Origin of the sequence: Selenomonas sp. GACV-9, from assembly GCA_900116485.1 — a bacterium.
In the GTDB taxonomy this organism is placed as follows: Bacteria; Bacillota; Negativicutes; order Selenomonadales; family Selenomonadaceae; genus Selenomonas_A; species Selenomonas_A ruminantium_G.
In genome coordinates this window covers 598,162-622,492 of sequence record FPAX01000001.1, presented here as the reverse complement: position 1 = coordinate 622,492, position 24,331 = coordinate 598,162, and the positions used below count along the sequence as shown (strand labels likewise).

Below are 24,331 nucleotides of genomic sequence, written 5' to 3'. Positions count from 1 at the left end.
TAAAAGCGAATGACATGGCTGACGGTTCAGTGGAATTGACCACGGGCCGTGTCATTGGTGGAAATGCCGACCGTCTGGGCACCATTTTTGTGGGCTCGGACTGTCGGCATTTTTGTTATTTTATGGAGGAGCGATTTTTTTGGAGCTGTTGGAGAGAAAGATACAGGAAGAAGGCATTGCGCTGCCGGGCAATGTGCTCAAGGTGGACTCGTTTCTGAATCACCAGATCGACCCGGAGCTGTCGCTGGCGATGGGCAAGGAGTTTGCTCGTTTGTTCCGCGAGGCAGGCATTGACCGCGTGCTGACTGTGGAGGCATCGGGCATCGCCATTGGTGTCATGGCCGCCCTCGAGCTTGGCGTGCCGCTGGTCTTTGCGCGCAAGAAGAAATCGGTACTCATAAATGAGCCGGTTTATTCGCAGGAGGTATTCTCGTTCACGAAGAAGGAGACCTCAGAAATCATCGTGCTGCAGAAATATCTGCCGGCTGGTGAGAATGTGCTGATCATCGATGACTTCCTGGCCAATGGTGAGGCGGCACTGGGCCTTGCCAGTATTGTCGAAACGGCTGGCTCGAAGGTTGCCGGTATCGGCATCGCCATCGAGAAGGCATTCCAGCCGGGGCATCAGCGCATTATCGACAAGGGCTATCACCTGGAGGCCCTGGCGAGCATAGCATCCCTTGCTGATGGCAAGATTACGTTTACGGAAAAATAAGACGTTGGAGGAATTTATTGTGACAAAAGCGATTCATCCTGTTGACCAGAAACTGCCGTTTACGCGCACCCTTATCTATGCGGCCCAGCACGTGCTGGCCATGTATGCTGGGGCCGTCGCTGTGCCCTTGGTGCTGGCTGGTGCCATCGGCCTTTCGACGGAGCAGCTCATCTACCTCATCAATGCCGATCTCTTTACCTGCGGCATTGCAACTCTCGTGCAGGCTCTTAGCATCAAGGATTTCATCGGCTCGAAACTGCCGATTGTCCAAGGCTGCACCTTTACGGCAGTGACGCCGATGATCATAATCGCCAATACCCATGGCGGCGGGGCAGCAGGCCTGCAGGTAGTCTATGGCTCAGCCATCTTTGCCGGCATTGCCTGCTTTGTCATCAGCAATTATTTCAGCAAGATGCTGCGGTTCTTCCCGCCAGTGGTCACGGGCTCGGTCATCACGATCATCGGCCTGTCGTTGCTGCCGGTAGCCGTCAACTGGATTACGGGTCCGAACCCGCAGGCTGCTGATTACTGCAGCCCGTCGAACATTGCCTTGTCGTTGGCGGTACTCGCCATCATCCTGTTCATCTACCGCACCTGCAAGGGATTCCTCGGTCATATTTCCGTTCTGCTTGGTCTCGTGATTGGCACGGGCATTGCCGCAGCTTTCGGTATGGTGGATTTTCATGCCGTTGGCGAGGCGGCGATGCTCGGTGTCACGACGCCCTTTGCCTTTGGCCTGCCGGTCTTTGAGCCGGTATCCTGCCTGATCATGACGCTGGTCATGCTGGTGACCATGGCTGAGACTACGGGCGATGTCATGGCGGTCAGCTCGATCGTCAAGAAGCCCATGACGGAGGAGATGCTCACGAAAGCCCTGCGTGCCGATGGTTTCTCCACGGCCCTGGGCGGTGTGTTCAACACCTTCCCGTATACGGCTTTTGCCCAGAATATCGGCCTTATCAGCATGACGGGCATCCGCAGCCGCTACATTGTGGCGACTAGCGGTGTGCTGTTGATGATCCTCGGACTTTTCCCGAAACTGGCGGCTGTCGTTGCCTGCATTCCGACCATGGTACTCGGCGGCGCAGGTCTTGCGATGTTCGGCATGGTAGCGTCGAGCGGCATGCAGGCTCTCTCCCAGGCTGATCTGCAGAAGAAGGGCAACTCCATGGTAGTAGCCATCAGCGTAGCCGTAGCACTGATTCCCATTGGCGTGCCGTCCTTCTACAGCCATTTCCCCCAGTGGGTGCAGCTCATTGGCAACAGCGGCATCACGATTGGCAGCATCATGGCCATCGTGCTCAATGTGCTGCTCTGTGAGCACAAGCCGAAAACAGCTGAGCAGGAGCAGAAAGCTGCTTTGAATCTTCAATAATATAGCGAGTAAATGTCATCTGGCAGTCCCGGAAAGGGGATTGCCAGATTTTTTCTTGTCAAAACAATATTGTTACATGTATACATATATTCCTCTTTTATGGCGCTTTTAATTGTGGTATAATGTTCTTTGTGATTGTACATTACAGGTGTACAGTTGCAAAAAACATTTACCCTATAAGGAGCATTCATACGATGAAACAAAATGACAATGAGTTTATGCAGCACGATTTACGGCTTCCTGAACTTACGGTCCGCGGTATGCTGCTCGGTGCTATCCTGACGATCATCTTCACAGCATCGAACGTCTACCTGGGCCTCAAGGTCGGCCTGACCTTTTCCTCGGCTATTCCGGCCGCGGTGATCTCGATGGCCGTCCTCAAGATGGCGAAGGATTCCAATATCCTCGAGAATAACATGGTGCAGACACAGGCTTCTGCCGCAGGAACCTTGTCGGCTATCATTTTTATCATCCCTGGCATGCTGATGATTGGCTATTGGCAGGGCTTCGAGTTCTGGCAGACGCTTTTGGTATCGGCTTGCGGCGGCTGCCTGGGCGTGCTGTTCACGATTCCGCTGCGCCGCGCGATGGTCGTCCATAGCGACCTGGCCTATCCGGAAGGTGTGGCTGCCGCTGAGATCTTGAAGGTCGGCAGCAATGCTGCGGCAGCTTCTAAGCAGGGCAGCGGCCTCAAGGAAATCATGTCGGGCGGTATCGTAGCTGGTGTGGTCGCACTGCTCTCGAACGGTTTTCAAGTGCTCTCGGGCGGCCTGTCGCTCTGGTTCCATGTGGGCCGCGGCATGACGCAGTTCCCGATTGGCTATTCGACGGCTCTCGTCGGTGCTGGTTACCTCATCGGCATTGCCTCGGGACTGGCGATGCTCGTCGGTATCCTGATCGCCTGGGCGGGCTTCGTGCCGTTCTACACGATTACGAGCGCTCTGCCTGACGGCATGACCATGCAGAAATTTGCCGGTGCGGTCTATCAGGAGCGCGTCCGTCTGATTGGTGCCGGTGCCATGGGCGTGGCCGCCATCTGGACGCTTATCACGCTGGCCGAGCCGGTCATCGAGGGCGTCAAGGAGTCCATCGCCTCGGTCCGCATGTCCGATGGCGAGAAGGACAAACACCGCATGGACATCGATATGTCCATCAAGAGCATCGGCCTGGTATTCGCACTGACGGTTGCCGGCCTGCTGGCGATCTTCTATGCCTTTGTCAGCCCTGAGGGCCTGCCGCTGATGCAGAACCTCACCTTTGTCCTCGTCGGCGTCGGCGTGGCTGTGTTCATGGGCTTCTTTGTCGCCGCAGCCTGTGCCTATATGGCCGGTCTCGTCGGCACCTCATCGAGCCCGATTTCGGGTATCGGCATCCTGGGCATCATCGTGGCGTCCCTGGTGATGTATGCGCTGTGCACCTCCTTTGGTATCTTCAGCCTGCCCGGCGGCGAGAAATTCGCGACGGCCACGGCTATCTTTACGACCTCCATCATCATGGCGATTGCCTGCATCTCGAACGATAACATGCAGGACCTCAAGACTGGTTATCTCGTCGGTGCTACACCGTGGCGCCAGCAGGTGGCTCTGCTGCTCGGCTGCGTAGTCGGTGCTCTGGTCATCGCCCCGGTACTGAACCTTCTCTATGAGGCCTATGGTTTCCCTGGTGCGCTGCCGCGTCCGGACATGGACCCGTCCCAGGCACTGGCTGCCCCGCAGGCCGCACTGATGACGACGATTGCCCAGGGCATCTTCTCGAGCCAGCTGGCTTGGGAGTACATCTATCTGGGCATGGGCCTCGGCGTACTGCTCGTCATCGTCGATCAGCTGCTCAAACGCAATACGCGTCATCTTTGCCTGCCGTCGCTTGCCGTTGGCATGGGTATCTACCTGCCGCCCTCGGTACAGACGCCACTGGTCATCGGCGCCATCATGGGCTACTTCCTCAATAAGAAGCTCAAGGAGCGCAAGGGCGAGGAAGGCCGGAAAAATGGCATGCGCCGTGGTACGCTGTTCGCTTCGGGCCTTATCGTCGGTGAGTCGCTGGTCGGTGTCGCCCTGGCTGGTGTCATCGTCGTCTCGGTCACGAGCGGCGGCAGCGACAGCCCGCTGGCACTGGTCGGCAAGGATTTTGCCGATACGGCCGAAATGCTGGGCCTTGCTGTCTTCCTCGTGACGCTGGCCATCTTCGGCAAGACGGTGCTGGGCAATAAGAACAACTAAAAAGACGTTCAAAAAAAGCTGCCGTGCAGGGCTTCCTGCGCGGCAGCTTTTTTGCTATGCGGGGCTCCGGAAGATAGCAGGCAGAAGCCGGCAGTATCTTTCCAGGAAAACCGGTTGCTATTTTCATAGGAGGGAAGTACAATGGCAATAGAATATATGAGGAAAGGCAGGCGATAGATATGTTGCCGATGGAGATATGGCAGGGGCTGCTCATTCCGCTGCTGGGAACGGGGCTTGGCGCTGCTTGTGTATATATCCTGAAACGTGAATTGTCGGTGAATGTGCAGAAGGCTTTGATGGGCTTTGCGGCGGGTGTCATGGTGGCCGCGTCGATCTGGAGCCTGTTGATTCCGGCGATGGAGGGCAGTGCCGAGATGGGACGGCTGGCGTTCTTGCCAGCGTTTATCGGCTTTTGGGCAGGCACGCTGTTCTTGCTGCTGCTCGACCATGTCATCCCGCATCTGCATCTTGATGCAGATAAAGCTGAAGGTATGTCATGCAGCTTGCCGAAGACAGCGATGCTGGTGCTGGCCGTGACGCTGCACAATATCCCTGAGGGCATGGCAGTCGGCGTTGTCTTTGCGGGGTGGCTTTCTGGCAATGCTGATATCACGCTGAGCGGTGCCTTTGCTTTGTCCATCGGTATTGCCATCCAGAACTTTCCCGAGGGGGCAATCATCTCGCTGCCGTTGCGGGCTGAGGGCATGAATAGACACAAGGCTTTTTGGGCAGGCTTGCTTTCAGGTGTGGTCGAGCCATTAGGTGCGGCCTTGACCATCGTGGCGGCTAGTTTTGTCGTGCCTGTCCTGCCGTATTTGCTGGCCTTTGCCGCTGGTGCCATGATCTATGTGGTGGTGGAGGAGCTCATCCCCGAGATGTCGGCGGGGGAGCATAGCGATATTGGCGTATTAACCTTTGCGGCGGGCTTTACCGTGATGATGGCGCTGGACGTCGCTTTGGGATAAGTTGCTGGCAACGTTTTGCCAGCGCTGTCCTTCCTGTACGGCGCTTTGGATGCGCTGCTGCAGGTCAGGGAAATGGTACAGTCCGTCGGCATTGGCAGTCAGTCCCTTCAAGCGCAATGGAACCCGGGCTGGCGGAGCTTGCAGGGTAAGTGGCGTGCGGTGGCGCAGCTGCTGGGCTGTGGCGTAGACAAGGGAAAGGCCTGCGTACTCTTCGCCGTCCTTTCCTTGGCGTTTTTCGATGACGAGCTTGGCGCCGATGGGGGTCTTGGCTTCGATGCTGCCTGCCAGCGTGTAGTCTTCAACGCCTAGCGCGGGCAGGACTTCGGCGAGATTGACATCATGGCCCCCGAGAAAAGTGATCTTCCGCTGGCCATTATCAAGTTCCTGGCTGATGGTAGCAAGCAGCGGCGCGGCCAGGGCTTTGGCGGCCGTTGGCTCATAGAAAAGGGAATTGATGCCGAGTTCTTTGAGGGCCGCAATATCTTCCCAGTCCTTTGACGTCAGCTGATGACCGAAGGCGGCCGCCAGGTCATTTTCCTCTTCGTAATATTGCAGGGTCAGCGCATCGCTGGCTGGTATCAGCGCGCCCCAGGGCGTTTTGAGCCCCAGCCCGCCATTTTTCGGCAGGGTAATCGCCTTTCCCGTATAGTCAATGGGACCATGTTTCCGTGCATAGGCTGACTTGTCAAAATCAAGGGCCTCGATAAGCAGCTTGCAAGCGCGCTCGCCGCGCTGCTGTAAGTCGTTTTTGATTCCTGACTGGTCAAACTCTCTTTGCACTTGCTGGCGGTAAAGCTCATTGTCGGGAGTGGCGGGCAGGAATACGGGGTCAGCCGCATTGACTTCCTGGTGGTACTCGATGGTCACATCGCTTAGTGGCAGCAGGCCGCAGGCAAAATAGCGTGCCGTAGCAATCGTGCGCTGGAAGGAGTTGGTGTAAAAGCGGACTTCCTCCGCGGCTGGCGAAACATTATGCGTTAGCAGGGATTCCTGTTCGAGCCATTGCCGGAAATACTGTCCCATCAAGAGTTCAAGCTCGGCTCCGCGAGGGGAGAGCTCGCCGGGTGCGCACTGCCAGTCAAACCAGGTATGCGGTGTGAGCTTAGCAAGGGTAGAGTCGCGTCCGGCCAAGGGGGCGCGGATATTGTGGCGGCTCAGGATCAGCACCTGTTTCAGCGGATACTCGGCTTTTTCAGCGGCCTGACTGGTAACAGGCAAAAGGAAAAGCAGGCAGAGGATGATGACAATTAGTTTTTTTGACATGGTATCATATCCTTTCTGAAAGATCATGATTTTAGGAGGCGGAGACAATCAAGACGGTCATTTACTATTATTCAGCCACAGGCAACTCCCTCTATGTGGCAAGAAAATTGCAAAAGGCACTGCCCGAGGCTGAGGTTTGCTCGTTGGTACAGGCTTTGCAAGGAGGATTGCTCACAGTCAGTGCCGATTGTGTGGGCTTTGTCTTTCCCATGCATTATTTTGGTCTGCCGCTGCAGGTAGAAGAGTTTGTGGAAAAGCTATCTATCAGCGGGTGTCCCTATATCTTTGCTGTCGCTACTTGCGGTGTGCCGTACTGGGGGCGTCCATTTATGGATCTTGAGCAGATCCTGCAAAAGAAGGATTGCACACTTCAGGCAGCCTGGTATTGGCGGCTGGTGTCCAACTATATTCCCTGGCGGGATCTTGCGGCCCAGTGGCGCATCAACATAAGGGCCTGGCTGGCAGAGCGGAAACTGGTAAAGATCTGCGTGGCAGTCAAGCAGCGTAAGCTGCATACGACCTGGCAGTTGCTGCCGAAGTTCTGTCAGGGGTATCATGAGAAATGGCGGCAGCGCCAGCCGCAGATTGACGAGAGTTTTGTCTGCGATACCGCTAGATGTACGGGCTGCGGGCTGTGCGAGCGGATTTGCCCGCGGCAGAATATCATCCGTGAAGGCGGCGCGCCTGTCTGGCAGCATAACTGTGTGGAGTGTTTGGGCTGCATCCATATCTGCCCGGTGCGCGCCATCGATTATGGCGAAAAAACGCAGGGGCGCAAGCGCTACCGTCACGAGAGCATCAAGCCGGCCGATTTACTGCTGCGTTAAGGAAAAGGCGTGGTTCAAGGGGCCCGAGCCTTTTCCCAGGTCGAGCATGGCCAGCAGCGTGCCGGTAAGGTACTCTTTGGCAAGCTCGACGGCAGTGACGAGCGGCAGTCCCTTGGCAAGGTTGGCGGCAATGGCGCTTGAGAGGGTGCAGCCGGTGCCATGCGTGTTGGGGTTGTCGAGGCGCTGGCCGTCAATCCAGTGATACGTATCGCCAAGATAGAGCAGGTCATTAGCATCGCCTGACGCATGACCGGCCTTCAGCAGGACGTGGCAATGATAGCGGTCGTAGATAGCTGCCGCCGCCGTCAGCCGGTCTTTTTCGGAAGAGATTGACTGCCCAGCGAGGATTTCGGCCTCCGGGATATTGGGCGTGACGAGCTCAGCCAGCGGCAGCAGCTCGTCCGTCAGTGCGGTCAGGGCAGCATCGGCGAGCAGGCGCTGGCCAGCCGATGCGACCATGACGGGGTCGATAATGATATGCTCGGCCCTATAATCTGTCAGTTTCTGAGCGATGGTATGGATAAGGCCGGCATCAGCGACCATGCCAATCTTCACGGCGTCCGGGCGGATGTCAGTGAAGATGGCATCAAGCTGCTGGGCGAGGAAGGCAGGCGAGACTGTCTGGGTTGCGGTAATGCCTGTGGTATTCTGAGCTGTCAGCGCGGTAATGGCACTCATGGCATAGACGCCATGCATGGTCATGGTCTTGATGTCCGCCTGGATGCCCGCGCCGCCGCTGCAATCGCTGCCAGCGATGGTCAGGGCAGTGGGCATGGTCTTGGTGATATGCATGCAGATTCCCCCTTGTGGATGCCTTTGGATACTACCTTAATTATACTCGTTAGCCTGAAGGGGAGCAATTGGCGCCAAGACAGGAATCTGCTGTCCTGGCAGCGAATAATACAGGAAATGCTATGAGAATCCCTGTGGGGAAAGGAGGCCTTTATGATTTGCAGTATCCGCTTTGTTTTGGACGTTATCCTGTTTGTCCTGCTGCTTACGCTTTTCAAGCGGCATGTCATCTCGGCAGACTATCATGTGTGGGCAGGGCTTGTTTACTGCGGGCTTCTGATCTGGCATATCTGGCTCAATCGTCAGTGGCTGCAGCAGCTCATCGGCAGGAAGAAGAAAGGGCTTGACTGGCTGGTTCTTGGTCTTATCCTTGTCTGGATCCTTCTGTTGGTCACTGGCATCCTGACGGCCAAGCAGTTTGGCATTGAGTGGCATTTCCTGAAACCGTATCATAAGTTCCTCGGTGCCATCTCATTGCTATTGGTGGCTGCGCATATCGGTTTTCATTGGCAGTATCTGAAGGATCATATCCTGCAGTGCTGCGGCTTTCTTCGCAAAGTACCGGCGGCACTTGCCACTTTGGCCTTGGTGGGAACGCTGTGCCTTGGCGGCTACGGTTTTGTGGACTCGGGCTATGCCAAGTGGATATCGGCACCGTTTACGGTGGCAGCCCGTCCGGCAGCTGATGCGGCCCAGCGGCGGCCGCACAAGCCACGGCCGTTCAGCTGGGAACGGCTGGGCAAGTCCATGGCGGAGATCGCGGGGATGATGTTCCTGGGGGCCTATGTGGTCAAATGCGCACGGAAGCCGCCGGGCAAGAAATCCGGCAAGGGCTAGCAAGAAGGAGTTTGTTTCACGGGCCGGGAATAAAAAATATATGAGACTTTATTCCGAACCAGAGGAGAATTGCCGTATGAAAGCACTGCTGTCCTTGTTTATCTGTCTATCTGTGCTGGTGTGCCTGCCAGCTGCAGTCCTGGCGGAGAGCCCTGCGGGGGCGACCATCCGGCTGGGGGTTGTGCCGCCAGACAGGAGCGTCGCCAATGCCCGTGTCCTGTGGCAGTATTACATCGGTTATCTGGATGAATTGTCCAAGCATAACGACAGCCAATATGAGCTGGTGGATCTATCCGGCAGCAATATCTTTTCCCCGCTGCTGGCTGGCGATGTGGATATGATGCTGTCATTGGAATATCCGGGCTTTCTGGCCAAGCACGACGGGCTCATTTATAGTGACAGGGATTTTGGTTATGATATCGTGGGGCTCTATACGCGCCCCGAAGAAGACCGATTTGGGGCCGGCGACCTGAGCAGCTTGGAAAATGCCCGGGTAGGCGTGCTGGCTGCGCACAGCTTGGAAGCCCGCCTGCAGCAGTTCCAGCAGGAGTACCGCGTGCAGCTTGCCGTGCAGACCTATGCAGACCATGCGTCGCTGGTGGCGGCGTTGGCCGCAGGCGACGTGGATATGGTGGTGGATACGGCTGCCCAGAGCTATGGACAGGAGAAATTCTTCCTTGCCTTTGCTCGGGTGCCCATGAAGATCGTGACGACGGCTGGGCAGCAGCCCAAGCTCAGGGAAATGGAGCAGGCTCTGCAGCGGCTCGATACAGAGAATCCGCACTTTGCATCGCAGCTGTCGCAAAAGCTGGCGGAGAATCTGGACTTCCAGCTCGTGCATTACACGCCGGCCGAGAGGCAGTTCATCAACAGCCTGCCACCGCTGCGGCTGGTGGTCTATGGCGGCGTCCGTCCCTATATCGAATATGATGACAACCGGGACAAGGCCAGCGGTATCTATCCGGACCTGATCGCGGCGATTGCGGAAAACTCCGGGGTGAAATTCGAATACATCCATGTGCTGACCTATGACGACGCCCTGAATATGCTGAAGACCGGCAAGGCGGATGTCATGCTGGATATCTTTGCGGGGTCAGCAGTCCACCAGCCATTCCTCTATACCAATCCCGTGCTGGAGATCCCGTATACCTTGGTGGGCAAGATGTCTGCGCCCCCTGACCGCGATGAGAACATAACGCTGCTGCTTCCCTATGCCGATGCTTCATTCATGGCCTTTCTGGAGCAGAAATTCCCGCACTGGCAGATAAAGAACTCCCGTGCCGATGTGATCGATACGCTGCAACAGGTGGACAACCATAGCGATGCGCTGGCCTTGGTGCGCAACTCGATCTTGGAGATCGATCGCCCCTTGAGCTTCTACCCGCATTTGGCGATAATCCCCGATACGTCCATCAATATCCCCATGAGTCTGGCGCTTTCGCCGCGCCAGCCGCGGATGCTGCAGACCATCCTCAACAAAGCGATCACGCAGATCAATCCTGAGACCCGGACCAGCATCACGCAGAAACATATCATTGCCACGAAACCGGTTTTCTCGCTGCAGCATCTGTTGGCGTTCTATCCGCTGCAGACGGGGCTGATGGGCGGCCTGGTCGCACTGCTGCTGGTCGTGATTGCCGTGATAAACCGGCATGAGGTATCGATGCGCAAGGCCAAGGATCTGCTGCAGGAGAAGAATCTCATGCTTATGGCGACGGTCAAGGAACTCATGGCGGCCAATAAGAGCAAGCGGCTCTACAAGGAAATGGCGCAGAAAGATGCGCTCACGGGTGTCCTCAACAAGCGGGGCATCGAGGAGGCGGGGGCAGAGGTGCTGGCGTCGTCTCTGTCTGAGGGCTGCTGCCATGCCCTGCTGATCATCGACCTGGATCATTTCAAGGAAGCCAATGATACGTTGGGACATCAGCGCGGCGATATGATCCTGCGCCAGTTTGCGCTGAGCCTTATCCATGTGGTCCGCTCGCGGGATGCTGTGGGCCGCTTTGGCGGGGATGAGTTCATCCTCGTCTTGAACGATCTGCCGGCGGCGATGGTCACGACGGTGGCCAAACGCATCAATGAAGCGGCGCACAATCTTGAGACCGATAGGGAGAAGTGCACGCGCCTGAGTGCCAGCATCGGCATCGCGCTGGCGCCATTGCATGGCAGGGATTACCAATCGCTGCTGCACACGGCCGACCAGGCCCTCTACCAAGTGAAGGAACGGGGACGGGATGGCTGGCTCGTAGCATCATCTTAGGAGATGGATCCGTGGACAAAGCCTATTGCTGCTGGCAATAGGCTTTTAGTTTGCCCACGAAGGTGCGGGCAGCATGGGAAAGGTAGCGGTTCCTGCGCCAGGCAATGACGACCTGCCGCTGGGGATGGGTGTCGATGGCGGCGTAGCAGGGGGGCTCCTGGGGGCGGAAGCCCTCTATCAGCGGGGCGGGCAGCAGGGCGGCGCCGAGGCCTGCTCCGCTGAGGGACAGTGCGGTTTCGAGACTGCGAGTTTCCAACAGGCTCTGGGGCGTGAAGCCTGCTTCGTGGCAGAGGGCATAGAGCTGGCTGTGCAGTTTCTGCTCGGGGTGCATGGTGATGAACGGCGTATCCTTGAGCGCTGCAAGAGGCAGCTGGGGCAAAGGCTGTGCTGGTGTATGCGGCAGGCTGTAATGCTGGGACAATGGATGCATGGGCGGCAGGGTCAGCAGCAGGTCCTCGGCAAAGAGGTTTTCCGTCATGAAATGGCTGGTGTCGATGGGCTGCAGCGACAGGATGACATCGGTCTGCCCTGCGAGGGACAGTTCCTCGAGCTGGCGCGTGGTGTTTTCGAGCAGCTCGACAGTGATCGAGGGATACTGCCGCTGGAAAGCGGGCAGGAACCGCGACAGCAGGTAGGTGCTGCGGAAGGGGGAACTGCCGATGATGATGTGCCCCGCAGACCGTTGCAGCATATCATCGGCACGCTGCTGGAACTCTTCGTCAAGTGCCAGGATGCGGCGGGCCGTGTCAAGGTACAGCTCACCCAAGGGCGTGGGCCGCAACGGCGTGAGGCTGCGGTCAAAAAGGGGGGCACCGAGCTTCTTCTCGATGCCGGCAATCGATTGGGAGAGGGAGGGCTGGGAAATATAGAGCTTCTGGGCGGCGCGGGAAATCGAGCCTTCCTGTGCGACGGTCAGGATGTAGCGGAATTGGCGGAACTCCATGGGCAAAACCTCCTCGGTTATAAGTGCAGACTTATGCTTACTATAAGTATATTGGTATTCGACTTATATGGAAAGCAAAATTATAATAAGAGCAACGAAAGCAATTCCAAGGATTGTGTTATTGTGTGCGGAGAGGAAGGATAGTATGACGAAAGAACAGGCGGTAGCCCGGATGACGGATACCATCGCGAAGTTTTTGGCCTTTTCCGGCAAGTGCCTGCCCGATGATGTGCGCGCGAAGCTGGCAGAGCTGGCTGCGCAGGAGGAAGAGCCGCTGGCCAAGGCAATCTATCAGACGATGCGGGAGAATCAGGAGCTGGCGCAGAAGCTCAACCGCCCGAGCTGCCAGGATACGGGAGCCATCCAGTTCTTCATCAAATGCGGCGCTGGCTTTCCCTATATGGGCGAGCTGCCGGTGCTGCTGCGGGAGGCTGTGATCCAGGCGACGAAGGCTGCGCCGCTCCGGCATAACGCCGTGGAGACCTTTGATGAGTACAATACGGGCAAGAATGTCGCCCTCGGCATCCCTTCGCTGTTCTGGGATATCGTGCCGGGGCGCGATGACTGCGAGATCTATACGTATATGGCTGGGGGCGGCTGTTCTTTGCCAGGACAGGCCAAGGTCCTGATGCCGGGTGAAGGCTATGAGGGCGTCACGAAGTTTGTCCTCGACGTCATGACGAGCTATGGCCTCAATGCCTGCCCGCCGCTTCTGGTCGGCGTTGGCATCGGCACCTCAGTGGAAGTGGCGGCCCTGCAGTCCAAATGGGCCCTCATGCGGCCGCTGGGCTCGCATAACCCGAATCCCAAGGCCGCCAAGATGGAAAAGCTTTTGGAGGATGGCATCAACAAGCTGGGCCTGGGCCCGCAGGGGCTGCGCGGCAAGAATTCCGTCATGGGCGTCAACATCGAGAACAGCGCCCGTCATCCGTCGGTCATCGGCGTGGCGGTCAACGTCGGTTGCTGGTCGCATCGCCGCGGGCATATCGTTTTTGACCGGGAGCTCAACTACACGATCGATTCGCATGCGGAGGTGGATTTCTAATGGCAAAGAAGATACTTACGACACCCATCAGTGCCGAGGATTTGGAAGATATCCATGTGGGGGATGTCATCTATCTGACTGGTGAGCTCACGACCTGCCGTGATGTGGCCCATCGCCGCGTCATCGAGGAACAGCGCCCGCTGCCTGTCGATGTGCGCAATGGTGCGATCCTGCACGCAGGCCCGATCATCCGCAAGCATGGTGAAGATGACTACGAGATGGTCACGGTCGGCCCGACGACCTCGATGCGCATGGAGAAATTCGAGGAAGCGTTCATCCGGGAAACCGGTGTCCGGCTGATCATCGGCAAGGGCGGCATGGGAGATGGCACGATGCGCGGCTGCCGCGAGTATAAGGCGCTGCATTGCGTATTCCCCGCTGGCTGCGCGGTGGTGGCAGCCGATTGCGTCGAGAAGATCATCGCGGCCAACTGGATGGATCTTGGCATGCCTGAGACCCTCTGGACGAGCAAGGTCAAGGAATTTGGTCCGCTCATTGTCTCCATCGACACCCATGGGCGCAACTTGTTCGAGGAAAACAAAGTCATTTTCAACGAGCGCAAGGAGAAAGTCTACGAAGAGATTTGCCAAGAGGTAAGGTTCATCAAGTAAATAACAGCAAAAAATGACCGGTCAGATTGACGTCAGTTGACGCGTCAATTTGACCGGTCATTTTTGCGGATTTTCAATCGTTATTGCAGGGCTGCTTTCAAGGTTTCCATATTCTTGCGCATGGTCGTAAGGTAGGCGTCCATGGCCGATTCGTTGGCCTCGCCGGTTACGACTGGGTCAAGCGTGTAAATCTTGGCGCTGGTCTCGCGAGCGATGGTCTTGGCAGCCTCAGGCGAGTACTGGGGCTCGGTGAACAGGACTTTGGCCGTCAGCGGTTTGACCTGTTCGATGACTTCCTGCAGTTCCGATGGCGTCGGTTCCGTGCCCGGCTCACGTTCGATGACCGTCAGGATGTGCAGGCCGAATTCCTTGGCAAAATACGGGAAGGCCTCATGGAAGGTCACGATGTCCTTATGGGGGACGTTGTCGAGGGTTTCGTGCATTTCCTTTTTGAGGGCCTCGAGCTTCTGGATATAGGCATCGGCATTGGCCTGATAGGCATCAGCGTGCTTCGGGTCAGCTTCCTTCAGCTGGGCGGTGATGTTCTTGACTTGTTCGATGCTCGACGTGATGCTGAGCCAGACGTGCGGGTTCTCCTCATCGCCATCTTTCAGCAGTTCGATGCCTTTTGACGCGTCAATCACCTTGAGGTCCTTCTGTTCCTTGATGACCTTGCCGAGGAAGTTTTCCATGCCAGCACCGTTGGCGATGAGGGCATCGGCCTTCTCCAGGGTCTTCATATCCTCGGTGGTCAGCTGGTAGTCATGCAGGCAGCCGGTCTGCGGCTTGGTCATATTCGTGACCGTAACGCCGTCAATGCCCTTGGTGATGTTGATGGCGTCGATGTACATGGGATAAAAGGTAGTGACAATGCGGAAGCTGCCGTCTTTGGCGGCGTCCGACGAAGAGCTCGTGCTGCCCGCGCCACAGCCGGTGAGCATCAGGCAGAAGGCGGCGAGCAGGCAGAGAAACGAAGTTTTGCATTTCAAAATAAGGACCTCCTAGAAAGAAAATAAGTAAATAGTAATATTACTATTTACGATTATAGCATGCAAAAGAAAAATGACAAGAGTAATTTGATAATTTTTATCATTGCCCTTGTCATTGACTTGTCAACGCTTGCCCTTGACTTGTCAATCTTTATGTTTTTTCTGCTGGCACTTTTGGCAGAGCCCGTAGAACTCGAAGATATGGCCAGTGATCTGAAAGCCCTTTTTGGCAGCCTCTTGCGCATAGGCGTCAGTCATCGGGCAGACGTCGATGCATTCGGTGCGGCCGCATTCGGTGCAGACCAGATGATGGTGATGATGGGCAGCATCGGCAAGCTCGTAGACATTGCCGGAACTGCGGAATATCTCGTGGACGATGTCGAGCTCTGTCAGCAGCGACAGGTTGCGGTAGATCGTATCGAGCGATACGTCGGGCTGCTGCTTGCGGACTTCCTCGCGGATCTGCTGCGCGGTGGGAAAGGGCGGGCAGCTTGCGAAGGCCTGCAGGACAGCGCGCCGCTGTGGTGTTATCTTATAGCCCTTGTCCCGCAGTCGGTCAAGTGGCGTTTGTTTTTTTGTCATCGGTTATCCCCTCGGTTGTCATGTTCTGCTGTCTGTTATTATAACGTCATTGTTCAAATTTTGCCAAGCGTAAAATAAAAGGAAAGGCTGGAGACGGTTTATGAGATTCAAGTTGGCAGGAAAATAAGGAAACGTGCGGAATACTAAGGATAGCTAAAGGGGGAAGATATCATGTGGAAAAAGAAGATCACTGCAGCACTGCTTGGCTTTAGCCTGTTGCTGCCAGTACCGGCCCTGGCGTCGGTACAGAAAGATGGCGTGCATATCACGATCATGCATACCAATGATATGCATGCCCGGGTGCAGAGCACCGATGATGGCGGGAAAACCATTGGCATCGACTGGCTGGCAGGGGCTATCGGGAAACAGAAGGCAGCTGATGAAGATACGCTGGCATTGGATGCTGGCGATACCTTTCATGGCCTGCCGCTGATCAATCTGAATCGGGGCAGCGATATGGCCTTGCTGATGAATCGGGCTGGATATGATGCCATGACGCCAGGCAATCATGACTTCAACTTCGGGATGCAGCGGTTGCGCGAACTGTCGCAGATGCTGGAGTTCCCCGTGCTCAGTGCCAACCTGTACGATAAGGGCAGTCAAACCTGTATCTTTGCGCCCTATAAGTCTTTTACGTTCCATGGCGTCAAGGTGGCCGTCGTGGGGCTGACGACACCGGAAACGGCTTATAAGACGAATCCCAACAACGTAGCGGCCGTTACCTTTGCCAATCCCCTTGTGGTTGCGAGGAAACTCCTGCCAAAACTGCGGGCTGACCATGATGTGGTAATCGGCCTGATGCATATGGGCGTAGATAAGAGCTCGGCAAGCATCTCCGAGCGCATTGCCAAGGAGGTGCCGGGCTTTGATGTGATCATCGATGGCCACAGCCATACGACGCTGCCCCAAGGGCTGAAAGTAGGCAAGACCTTGATTTGCCAGACGGGATATTATGGCCATGATTTAGGCAAGGTGGAGCTTGTGGTCAAGGATCATAAAGTACGCAAGGTGCAGGGCATGCTGCTGGATTGGCAAGGGGTAGAGAAACTGGCAGCTAAGCCTAGCGATGGCGTGGCGCAGACCCTGAGCGAAATCAAGACGCGGGTGGATAAAGAGATGCAAGAAGTCGTAGCGGAAAGCCCGCGGGAACTGACGAGTGAGCGGGACATCGTGCGCAAGCAGGAATCTGAGCTTGGCAATCTGGCCGCCGATGCGATACGCCATGTTGCTGGCGCAGATATCGCCTTTATCAACGGTGGCAACCTGCGTAGCAATCTGCCCAAGGGAAAGGTGACAAAAGGAGACATCCTTGCGATCTTCCCGTTTGCCAATACCGTAAAGAAAGTGGAATTGGATGGCCGGACCATATTGGCAGTGCTCGAGCATTCCGTGGAATATCTGCCAGCTGACTTTGGTGGCTTCCAGGATGTCAGCGGTCTGACCTTTGAACTTGATCCGGCGGCTGCACCGGGCAGGCGGGTAAGCAATGTGCAGGTGCAGGGCAAGCATTTGCTGCTCGACAAGAAGTATTCGGTGGCGGTCAACGACTTCATGGCCGCAGGCGGCGATAATTTTACCATGGTCAGGGATGCCAAGCTGTTGGGAATCTATGGCGACTTAGAGGATGTTTTCATGGAATATCTGCATACGAATGGCTTAAAAGGGATTGAGATCGGCAGAATACACTTATCAAATACGAAATCCTGACGATATTACTAGTGGAACGTTATGTTTTTGCTAAGGGAGGTAATGTCATGCGGGTTCAAGTGGATAAGCTAAGTGAAACGCAGGCAGCTATGCCAGTGGAGAGGGCTGTGCCGGCAGCGGAGGAAAGTTTCAAGGATATCATGAAGGAATATTCGGCACCGGAAACGGAAGCGGATGTGCCAGCGGTGCAAGGTGTCAGTCCGTCCCTGCCTGTGATGACGGCGCGTGAGGATACTGTGGATAGTATTCGGGATCGCACGCAGGACAATCTGAGCTGGCAGGTGTATTATCAGTCGGGTGGTCATTTCCAGCTGGGAGAAACCTTCCGGATGCCAGCGATGCTGCCAAGCTATGATGAGGCTGTTCGGGCTATTGGCCCTGGCGGACCCTATTCGGTAGAGGCAGTGAGCAATTGCATCCTCAGCATGGCGGCTTATGTGGCAAAGGGAGATCCCGATAAGATTGTCGAGATACGGCAGGAAATCGAAAAAGCCGTGGCGATTTTCCGTCGTGATTATCAGGCCGCTACCAAGGCAAAAGATTTGCCGCAAATCTGCTTGGATACTTATGATGCAATCATGTCTGGCCTGGATAAACTTCAGGCGGAATATACGGCGAACAATGCGGCAACAGAAATATCTGCATAAATAATAGCGGCAAGGAGAGTTTGACCGGTCAAGTTTGACCGGTCAATTTTTTTGCCTTTTAGCAGGAATTGTAGCAAAAAGAAAGAAGTATAGAGATGTAATGTCAGATTATTTTCTTTTTTTCAAATATTACTATGGGGGAGGCGTATTATGGAAAAATCCTTTTCGATTCCGATTTCCCGCCGCACATTCATGAAACTGGTCGGCATGGGGACTGTAGGGATGCTGGCTGGAGCGGCTGCTCCTGGCGACGAAGCCGCAGCTGCACCGCTGGGGGCAAGTGGCGAAGGTCTGCCGACGATTCTGACTGCTGATGTCTGTGTGGTTGGCGGCGGCTCGGCGGGGACGGCTGCTGCTGTCAGTGCCGCACGCAAGGGCGCGAAGGTTGTCCTGATTGAACGGGGGATTTCCCTTGGCGGTCTGGCGACCCAGGGATGTGTATTTCCCTGTATGCCAACCTTCGTCGATGGTAGTGACACGCCTTATATCACGGATCTGAACAAACGCATGGAAAAGCAGGGGGCATCGCCATCCCTGGGGATAGATACCGATACCTATTATGGTGGTGGCAGGTCACAATTTGTGCCAGAATATCTTTCGTATGTCTACGATGAGATGTGCGAAGAGGCTGGCGTTGAGATCCTTTACAATGCTGCCTTAGCGGGAGCTGTGAGTGATGGCGGCAAGATCACTGCCTGCATCGTCCAGACGCTAGAAGGCCTGGCTAAGGTAGAGGCCAAGGTGTTCATCGATGGCACGGGCGATGCCTTGCTTTCACGGTTTGCCGGCGTTCCTGTAGAAAAGGGCTCAGAAAAGACGGGACATAACCAGCCGATGAGCCTGCGTTTTGAGATGGGCGGCGTTGATGTCGGCAAGGTCTTCCAGTTCTTTCAAAAGGAATTGAAAGATGATTATACACGAGGCCTGTTCGTTGATATCGTGGAGAACGCTCTGAAAGAGAAGAAACCGCCATTCTTTGAGTTTGCCAAGTGGAAAAAGAATGAGAAATTCTTCCAGGGGGGTGTTGCTCGCGGGGAACTGACCCAGGATGATATCCTGTATATCCAGGCCTTTGCGATTCCTGGCAAGCCCACTGTAATGTCGATGAACTGTCCGGAGATGCCGCCACTGAACTTCAGTGCTACTGATGCCGTTTCTTACAGCAAGGCGGTATCCTTCGGCCGGAAGATGATGCGCCGCTTAGCTGGATTCTTCAGCAAGAATATTCCTGGCTTTGAGCACGCCTATATCTGCCGCGAGGCAAGCATGGTGGGTGTGCGCGAGTCCTGGCGGGTTCGCGGCAAATACTATATGGAGGCCGAGGACTACCTGAAGGCCCATCATTTTGCGGATGCAGTCTGCCGCACGGCCTATCCGATTGACATCCACGATGTGAAACTTGATCTCTTTGAAAAACTGAAAAAAGGAGAGTATTATGAGATTCCTTATCGTGCCTTGGTAACGAACGAGATGTCCAATCTGCTGGTTGTGGGGCGCTGTGCCAGCGGCAGTTTTGCCGCGCAGGCGTCCTTCCGCATACAGCCGACCTGTATGAGCATGGGCGAGGCAGCCGGCATTGCTGCCGCTTGGGGGCTTTCCCAGAACGTAGCTATAAACGAAATCAAATGGGAAGAGATTCCAGAAAGTATGCGCAGTTATGTAAGCAAATAAACACAATCGGCATATGAAGAAAAGAGATGAGGATAGTAAGTTTTAGGAGGAGCATATGGAAAAATCCTTTTCGATTCCGATTTCCCGCCGTGCGTTCATGAAACTGGTCGGGATGGGGACCGTAGGTGTGCTGACAGGAGCGGCTGTCCATAGCAGCAAAGCCGCAGCTGCACCAATCGGAGCAAGTGGCAAAGGGCTGCCGACGCTTCTGAGTGCTGATGTCTGCGTGGTTGGCGGCGGTGCCGCGGGAACGGCAGCGGCTGTCAGCGCTGCACGCAAAGGCGCGAAAGTTGTCCTTATCGAACGTGGTATTTCCCTTGGTGGTCTGGCGACGCAAGGATGCGTTTTTCCCTGCATGCCAACTTTCGCCGAGGGCAGTGACACGCCTTATATCACGGATCTGAACAATCGCATGGAAAAACAGGGAGTATCGCCCTTTCAAGATGTCACAGACAGCGATACCTTTTACGGTGGCGGCAGAGCGCGATATGTGCCGGAGTATCTTTCCCTTGTCTACGAGGAAATGTGCGCGGAGCAGGGAGTGGATATCCTTTACAATGCAGCCTTAGTGGGGGCGCAGACCGATGGGGGGAGAATCACCGCTTGCATTGTCCAGACGGTAGCAGGGCTGGGAAAGGTAGAGGCCAAGGTGTTCATCGATGGCACAGGCGATGCCTTGCTTTCCCGGTTTGTGGGCATTCCCGTCGAAAAGGGCTCGGAAAAGACCGGACGCAACCAGCCCATGAGCCTGCGCTTTGAAATGGGCGGTATTGATATGGCGAAAGTCTATCATTTCTTCCGCGATGAGTTAAAGGACGGCTGGAAAACTCCATTGTCTGACAGACTCATAATAGATGCCTTGAAAGACGGAAGGACACCCTTCGTGGAATTCGATAAGATGAAAACCACGGCGAAATTCTTCCAAGGCGGTGTGTCGCGGGGCGAGCTGACAAAGGATGATGTCGTGTATATTCAGGCCTTCTCAATTCCGGGCAAGCCTGACGTAATGTCCATGAACTGCCCGGAGATGCCAGCACTGGAATTCAGTTCCACCGATGCGGTTTCTTACAGCAAGGCGGTATCCTTCGGCCGGAAGATGATGCGCCGTCTGGCGGCTTTCTTCATCAAGAATATCAAGGGCTTTGAGCATGCCTATATCTGCCGCGAGGCAAGCATGGTGGGCGTGAGGGAGTCCTGGCGGATTCGCGGGAAATACTATATGGAGGCCGAGAACTACCTGAAGGCCCATCATTTTGCGGATGCAGTCTGCCGCACGGCCTATCCAATCGACATCCACGATGTGAAACTTGATCTTTTCAAGAAATTGAAAAAAGGCGATTATTACGAGATTCCCTATCGTGCTTTGGTAACCAACGAGATGTCCAACCTGCTGGTTGTGGGGCGCTGTGCCAGCGGCAGTTTCGCCGCGCAGGCGTCCTTCCGCATTCAGCCGACCTGTATGAGCATGGGGGAGGCAGCCGGCATTGCTGCTGCCTGGGGGCTTTCCCAGAATGTTGCCATAAACGAAATCAAATGGGAAGAGATTCCAGAAAGTATGCGTAGTTATGTAAGTAAATAAACATAAAGGAAGGGTTAAGGAGGAGACTATCATGCAAAAGAAGAAAATCGTGACGGCTGTTGCTGTTGCTGCGTTTGGCGTAAGCCTTGGCATTGGTGCGATGACGGCTCAGGCAGAGTTCCGCCCGGCTACGCAGGGAGCCATGGAGACCCGTACTGGCGTGCCAGTGGGACCAGGACAGGATTCGGCTGAGGATAAGCTGCCAGCCTCGGAGCGTTTTGTGAGTTCGAAGGATATGGGCTCACAGCTTGAGTATCAGCTTTGCCTGCCGCGTTGGTATGACTCGAGCAAGTCTTACCCGCTGATTGTCGTCATCAATGATGTGGCCGGGGAGACCGATGGTAGAGCCCTGCTGAAACAGCCGGATGGTGTCAGCGCGTGGGTGGACGAGCTGGAGAAAAACCAGCAGTATGCGATCGTGCTGACTATCCAGACTACGCAGGCTTCTGATGCGCGCATCGGTCATCTGACGAGTACGGAAGGCATGAATGTCCTGCGGGGAATCTTAAAGGATGTCCGCCAGAACTATGGCGTCAATAAGGATGCTATCTATGGCATTGGCGAAAATAAAGGTGCCTGGGCTATCCAGCTCATCAATGAACAACTGCCGAGCTATTTCAAAGCATTCTATAACGATGAGAATACGGCCGATGGCAAGATCGATAACAAGGTAATCCATGACTGGCTGATGAAGGAAATGGCATCGCAGGCCAAATGATGGCATTGGGAGAGCAGGCGAGGGGCTGAGTTGATTCAGCCCCTTGTGCCTTATAAAAGAAGGTGATGGGATGTTTCTGGGCGAAAAGGGGAAATACAGGCTTGTGCAAAATTGTGTCCTTTGTGGTGCTGCTCCGTGTGATACGGCCTGCCCAGAAGGGCTGGCACCCGCACGGCAGCTGCGGAGCATTTGGTTTGACAATGAGAAATCTGCAGCGGCCCGCCTGCCAATGCCAAATGCCTGTGCAGATTGCAGTGCTCCTTGTGAAACGGCCTGCCTGAAATGCGGCGAGGTGCCCATACAAAAGGCTATGAGGTTCCTAGCGGAGGAAGTGAAACCGACTCTTGCCGCGGACATGCCAGATAGTGAAGCGGCCTTGCAGACAGATATTTGCGGTATTCCGCTGGAAAATCCCTTTCTGCTGGCGTCGTCTGTTGTGGGCAGCAATTATGATATGTGTGCTCGGGCCTTTGCGGCTGGCTGGGCAGGGGTGTCCTTCAAAACCATCTGTGCCTTTCCCATCCATGAAGCCTCGCCACGGTTTTCGGCGGTTTACAGCGGCGATGGCAGTATGGCAGGCTTTAAGAACATCGAACAGCTGTCTGACCACAGCGTGGCGGAAAATATGGCGATTTTCCGGCAGCTGAAAAAAGATTATCCGCAGAAATTCATCCTGGCCTCCATCATGGGGCGCAATGATGCGGAGTGGACGGAGCTGGCAAGGCAGTGTCAGGAAAATGGCGCAGATGCGCTGGAACTTAACTTTTCCTGTCCCAACATGATGGAAGAGGGACTGGGCTCCGATATCGGGCAAGTGCCTGCGCTGGTGGAGCGTTTTACGGCGGCGGCCAGGCGCGGGGCTAGCATTCCCATCCTTGCGAAACTCACGCCGAATGTGGCGCGCATGAGCCCCGCGGCTGAAGCGGCCCTTAGCGGCGGTGCGGATGGACTTTCGGCTATCAACACCATCAAAAGCTTGATGGCGGTGGATCCTGATACATATGTCAGCAGCCCCGACGTGCATGGCAAGTCGGCGGTGGGTGGTTACAGCGGCAAGGCGGTAAAGCCGATTGCATTGCGCTTTATTGCAGAGCTCGGGCAGAATCGAAAGCTCCGGGGCATGCACCTAAGCGGCATGGGCGGAGTGGAAAACTGGCGGGATGCCCTCGAGTTCCTGCTGCTTGGTGCTGGTTCCGTACAGGTGACGACGGCAGTCATGCAGTATGGCTACCGCATCATTGAGGATCTGAAGGCTGGGCTGAACTATTATCTGCAGGCTAAGGGATTCCGTCATGTCAGTGAAGTGGTGGGACTGGCCCTTGCTGCTGTCAGCGATACGACAGATGCCTTAGAGCGCGGCAGCATCGTTTATCCGAAGTTTAACCGCAAGACATGTATTGGCTGCGGACGCTGCGAGATTTCCTGCCTGGATGGCGGTCATCAGGCCATCCATTTGGATGGACAGCGGCGCCCTATCCTCGATGCGAAAAAATGTGTCGGCTGTCATCTTTGTGTGCTGGTATGTCCCACCGATTCCATCGGTTCATCGGGAAAGAGGATTTGCCAGGCGTAACCGGAGAAGTGAAAAAAGCGATGGTTTTGGATTGGGGGATACGATGGAGAAGAAATTGCTGGTGGCTAGTGTTTTGCTATTGATGCTGCTGGGCGGGGCAGGCTATTTGATTGGCAGCGGTTTTGTCGACTATGCCCTGTATCGTGCTAATCCGGACGATCCTACGGCAATACCAGAGGCGGCAGCAGCAATCGTGGAGCCGGGGCTTGATGCTCCAGCTAAACCACAGGCGGAAAGTGAAACTTGGACAATAACTTCTGCCGACGGACTGAAACTTGTGGCTACGCATTTTTCGCCAGCGGCGCCTGGCAGCAGATGGGTAATCCTTGTACATGGCTATGGCCGGGATCAGAGATTTGTCTGGGATTATGCCGCTGAATACCTAAAGCAAGGCTATCATGTCCTGACGCCGGATTTGCGGGCAGCAGGGCGAAGTGAAGGAAAATACTTTACGATGGGCGTAAGAGAAAGCGATGATATCGTCCTGTGGGCAAAAGAAATCCTTCGCAGGGATGCGTCAGCAAAGATTGCCTTGCATGGGATTTCCATGGGGGCGGCGACGGTGATGATGGCAACGGCAAAACAGCCGCCGCAGGTAGTGGCCGCTGTCGAGGACTGCGGCTATACGAGTGCCTATGATATGTTTACCGTCCAGCTGAAGAAATTATTTGGATTGCCGGAATTTCCTGTGATGAATTGTGTCGATGTAGTCAGCCGGCTCAAGACTGGCGCGGCAATTTCGGCGGCCGCACCCTATAAAAGCGTTCCCTATACCGGGATGCCGATGCTGTTTATCCATGGCGATGCGGATAAATTGGTGCCTGTTGGCATGATGGAAAAGTTATACGCTGCATCAGCGGCACCAGTCAAGGAAAAATGGATTGTGCCAGGTGCTGGCCATGCTGACGCCAAGAATACGGCACCCAAAGAGTATTTTACGCATGTCTTTGACTTTTTAGAGACTTATATGCGAGCAGATTGACCGGTCAATTGACAAGTCAAATTTGAATGGA

Annotated in this window: 21 protein-coding genes and 1 riboswitch; of the genes, 16 read left to right on the top strand and 5 right to left on the bottom strand. The window is 55.4% G+C overall.

All coding sequences use genetic code 11. The annotated features are described in order from the left end of the window. Nucleotides 1–4 precede the first annotated feature (4 nt). Nucleotides 5–87, top strand: a riboswitch (ZMP/ZTP riboswitch). 52 nt (nt 88–139) lie between these two features. The 4 genes from BM322_RS02940 to BM322_RS02925 all read left to right on the top strand — a co-directional run bounded on the left by BM322_RS02940 (nt 140) and on the right by BM322_RS02925 (nt 5,274). Next, nucleotides 140–715 carry a xanthine phosphoribosyltransferase gene (locus tag BM322_RS02940; RefSeq protein WP_075428364.1) on the top strand — a complete coding sequence of 192 codons (576 nt, stop codon included), beginning with the start codon at nt 140–142 and terminating at the stop codon, nt 713–715. Nucleotides 716–734: 19 nt separating this feature from the next. Next, entirely contained in the window at nt 735–2,090 is a 1,356-nt protein-coding gene (locus BM322_RS02935; RefSeq protein WP_318254506.1) for a nucleobase:cation symporter-2 family protein, read from the top strand. A 194-nt stretch (nt 2,091–2,284) separates the two neighbouring features. Next, a complete protein-coding gene (locus BM322_RS02930) occupies nt 2,285–4,309 on the top strand; it encodes an OPT family oligopeptide transporter (RefSeq protein WP_075428362.1) in 2,025 nt (674 codons plus the stop codon). Between the two features lie 179 nt (nt 4,310–4,488). Further along, nucleotides 4,489–5,274 carry a ZIP family metal transporter gene (locus tag BM322_RS02925; RefSeq protein ID WP_082334335.1) on the top strand — a complete coding sequence of 262 codons (786 nt, stop codon included), beginning with the start codon at nt 4,489–4,491 and terminating at the stop codon, nt 5,272–5,274. Here the strand turns inward: BM322_RS02925 and BM322_RS02920 are convergent. Continuing rightward, on the bottom strand, nt 5,218–6,537 hold the full coding sequence (locus tag BM322_RS02920; RefSeq protein ID WP_075428361.1) for a histidine-type phosphatase: 1,320 nt from the start codon (nt 6,535–6,537) through the stop codon (nt 5,218–5,220). The genes BM322_RS02925 and BM322_RS02920 overlap by 57 nt on opposite strands. Before the next feature lie 47 nt (nt 6,538–6,584). Between BM322_RS02920 and BM322_RS02915 the strand changes: the two genes are divergently transcribed. Then, on the top strand, nt 6,585–7,364 hold the full coding sequence (locus tag BM322_RS02915; RefSeq protein ID WP_318254512.1) for an EFR1 family ferrodoxin: 780 nt from the start codon (nt 6,585–6,587) through the stop codon (nt 7,362–7,364). Here BM322_RS02915 and thiD read toward each other — a convergent pair. Beyond that, nucleotides 7,350–8,156: a bifunctional hydroxymethylpyrimidine kinase/phosphomethylpyrimidine kinase gene (gene thiD, locus BM322_RS02910; protein ID WP_318254505.1), complete on the bottom strand. Its 807-nt coding sequence runs from the start codon at nt 8,154–8,156 to the stop codon at nt 7,350–7,352. The two genes, BM322_RS02915 and thiD, sit on opposite strands and share 15 nt — an antisense overlap. Nucleotides 8,157–8,309: 153 nt before the next feature. Between thiD and BM322_RS13410 the strand changes: the two genes are divergently transcribed. Both BM322_RS13410 and BM322_RS02895 read left to right on the top strand, forming a co-directional pair. After that, nucleotides 8,310–8,993, top strand: coding sequence for a DUF4405 domain-containing protein (locus tag BM322_RS13410; RefSeq protein WP_143102162.1), 684 nt, complete (start codon nt 8,310–8,312; stop codon nt 8,991–8,993). A gap of 76 nt (nt 8,994–9,069) precedes the next feature. Next, on the top strand, nt 9,070–11,253 hold the full coding sequence (locus BM322_RS02895) for a GGDEF domain-containing protein (protein WP_075428359.1): 2,184 nt from the start codon (nt 9,070–9,072) through the stop codon (nt 11,251–11,253). Nucleotides 11,254–11,275: 22 nt separating this feature from the next. On the opposite strand, the gene BM322_RS02890 is transcribed toward BM322_RS02895, so the two are convergent. Continuing rightward, the gene (locus BM322_RS02890; protein ID WP_075428358.1) at nt 11,276–12,196 is read right to left on the bottom strand and encodes a LysR family transcriptional regulator; all 921 of its coding nucleotides are present in this window, start codon (nt 12,194–12,196) and stop codon (nt 11,276–11,278) included. Nucleotides 12,197–12,341: 145 nt separating this feature from the next. On the opposite strand from BM322_RS02890, the gene ttdA reads away from it, so the two are divergent. Then, complete coding sequence (gene ttdA, locus BM322_RS02885) at nt 12,342–13,241, top strand: L(+)-tartrate dehydratase subunit alpha (RefSeq protein ID WP_075428357.1); 900 nt, start codon at nt 12,342–12,344, stop codon at nt 13,239–13,241. Then, nucleotides 13,241–13,852, top strand: coding sequence for a L(+)-tartrate dehydratase subunit beta (gene ttdB, locus BM322_RS02880; protein WP_075428356.1), 612 nt, complete (start codon nt 13,241–13,243; stop codon nt 13,850–13,852). Before ttdA ends, ttdB begins: the two co-directional genes overlap by 1 nt. A gap of 80 nt (nt 13,853–13,932) precedes the next feature. Here ttdB and BM322_RS02875 read toward each other — a convergent pair whose 3' ends face one another. Next, on the bottom strand, nt 13,933–14,841 hold the full coding sequence (locus BM322_RS02875) for a metal ABC transporter substrate-binding protein (protein ID WP_407047818.1): 909 nt from the start codon (nt 14,839–14,841) through the stop codon (nt 13,933–13,935). A 144-nt stretch (nt 14,842–14,985) separates the two neighbouring features. Continuing rightward, complete coding sequence (locus BM322_RS02870) at nt 14,986–15,423, bottom strand: Fur family transcriptional regulator (protein WP_075428355.1); 438 nt, start codon at nt 15,421–15,423, stop codon at nt 14,986–14,988. A 171-nt stretch (nt 15,424–15,594) separates the two neighbouring features. Between BM322_RS02870 and BM322_RS02865 the strand changes: the two genes are divergently transcribed. The 7 genes from BM322_RS02865 (at nt 15,595) to BM322_RS02835 (ending at nt 24,300) form a co-directional block, all read left to right on the top strand. After that, a complete protein-coding gene (locus BM322_RS02865) occupies nt 15,595–17,130 on the top strand; it encodes a bifunctional UDP-sugar hydrolase/5'-nucleotidase (RefSeq protein WP_075428354.1) in 1,536 nt (511 codons plus the stop codon). A gap of 47 nt (nt 17,131–17,177) precedes the next feature. After that, a complete protein-coding gene (locus BM322_RS02860; RefSeq protein WP_075428353.1) occupies nt 17,178–17,777 on the top strand; it encodes a hypothetical protein in 600 nt (199 codons plus the stop codon). A gap of 150 nt (nt 17,778–17,927) precedes the next feature. After that, nucleotides 17,928–19,448, top strand: coding sequence for an FAD-dependent oxidoreductase (locus BM322_RS02855; protein WP_318254504.1), 1,521 nt, complete (start codon nt 17,928–17,930; stop codon nt 19,446–19,448). A gap of 55 nt (nt 19,449–19,503) precedes the next feature. Continuing rightward, on the top strand, nt 19,504–21,027 hold the full coding sequence (locus BM322_RS02850) for an FAD-dependent oxidoreductase (RefSeq protein ID WP_143102161.1): 1,524 nt from the start codon (nt 19,504–19,506) through the stop codon (nt 21,025–21,027). Nucleotides 21,028–21,058: 31 nt separating this feature from the next. Beyond that, nucleotides 21,059–21,745 carry a hypothetical protein gene (locus BM322_RS02845; RefSeq protein WP_075428352.1) on the top strand — a complete coding sequence of 229 codons (687 nt, stop codon included), beginning with the start codon at nt 21,059–21,061 and terminating at the stop codon, nt 21,743–21,745. 103 nt (nt 21,746–21,848) lie between these two features. Further along, the gene (gene preA / locus BM322_RS02840; RefSeq protein WP_318254503.1) at nt 21,849–23,318 is read left to right on the top strand and encodes an NAD-dependent dihydropyrimidine dehydrogenase subunit PreA; all 1,470 of its coding nucleotides are present in this window, start codon (nt 21,849–21,851) and stop codon (nt 23,316–23,318) included. A gap of 43 nt (nt 23,319–23,361) precedes the next feature. Continuing rightward, nucleotides 23,362–24,300: an alpha/beta hydrolase gene (locus BM322_RS02835; protein WP_075428350.1), complete on the top strand. Its 939-nt coding sequence runs from the start codon at nt 23,362–23,364 to the stop codon at nt 24,298–24,300. Nucleotides 24,301–24,331: the final 31 nt, after the last annotated feature.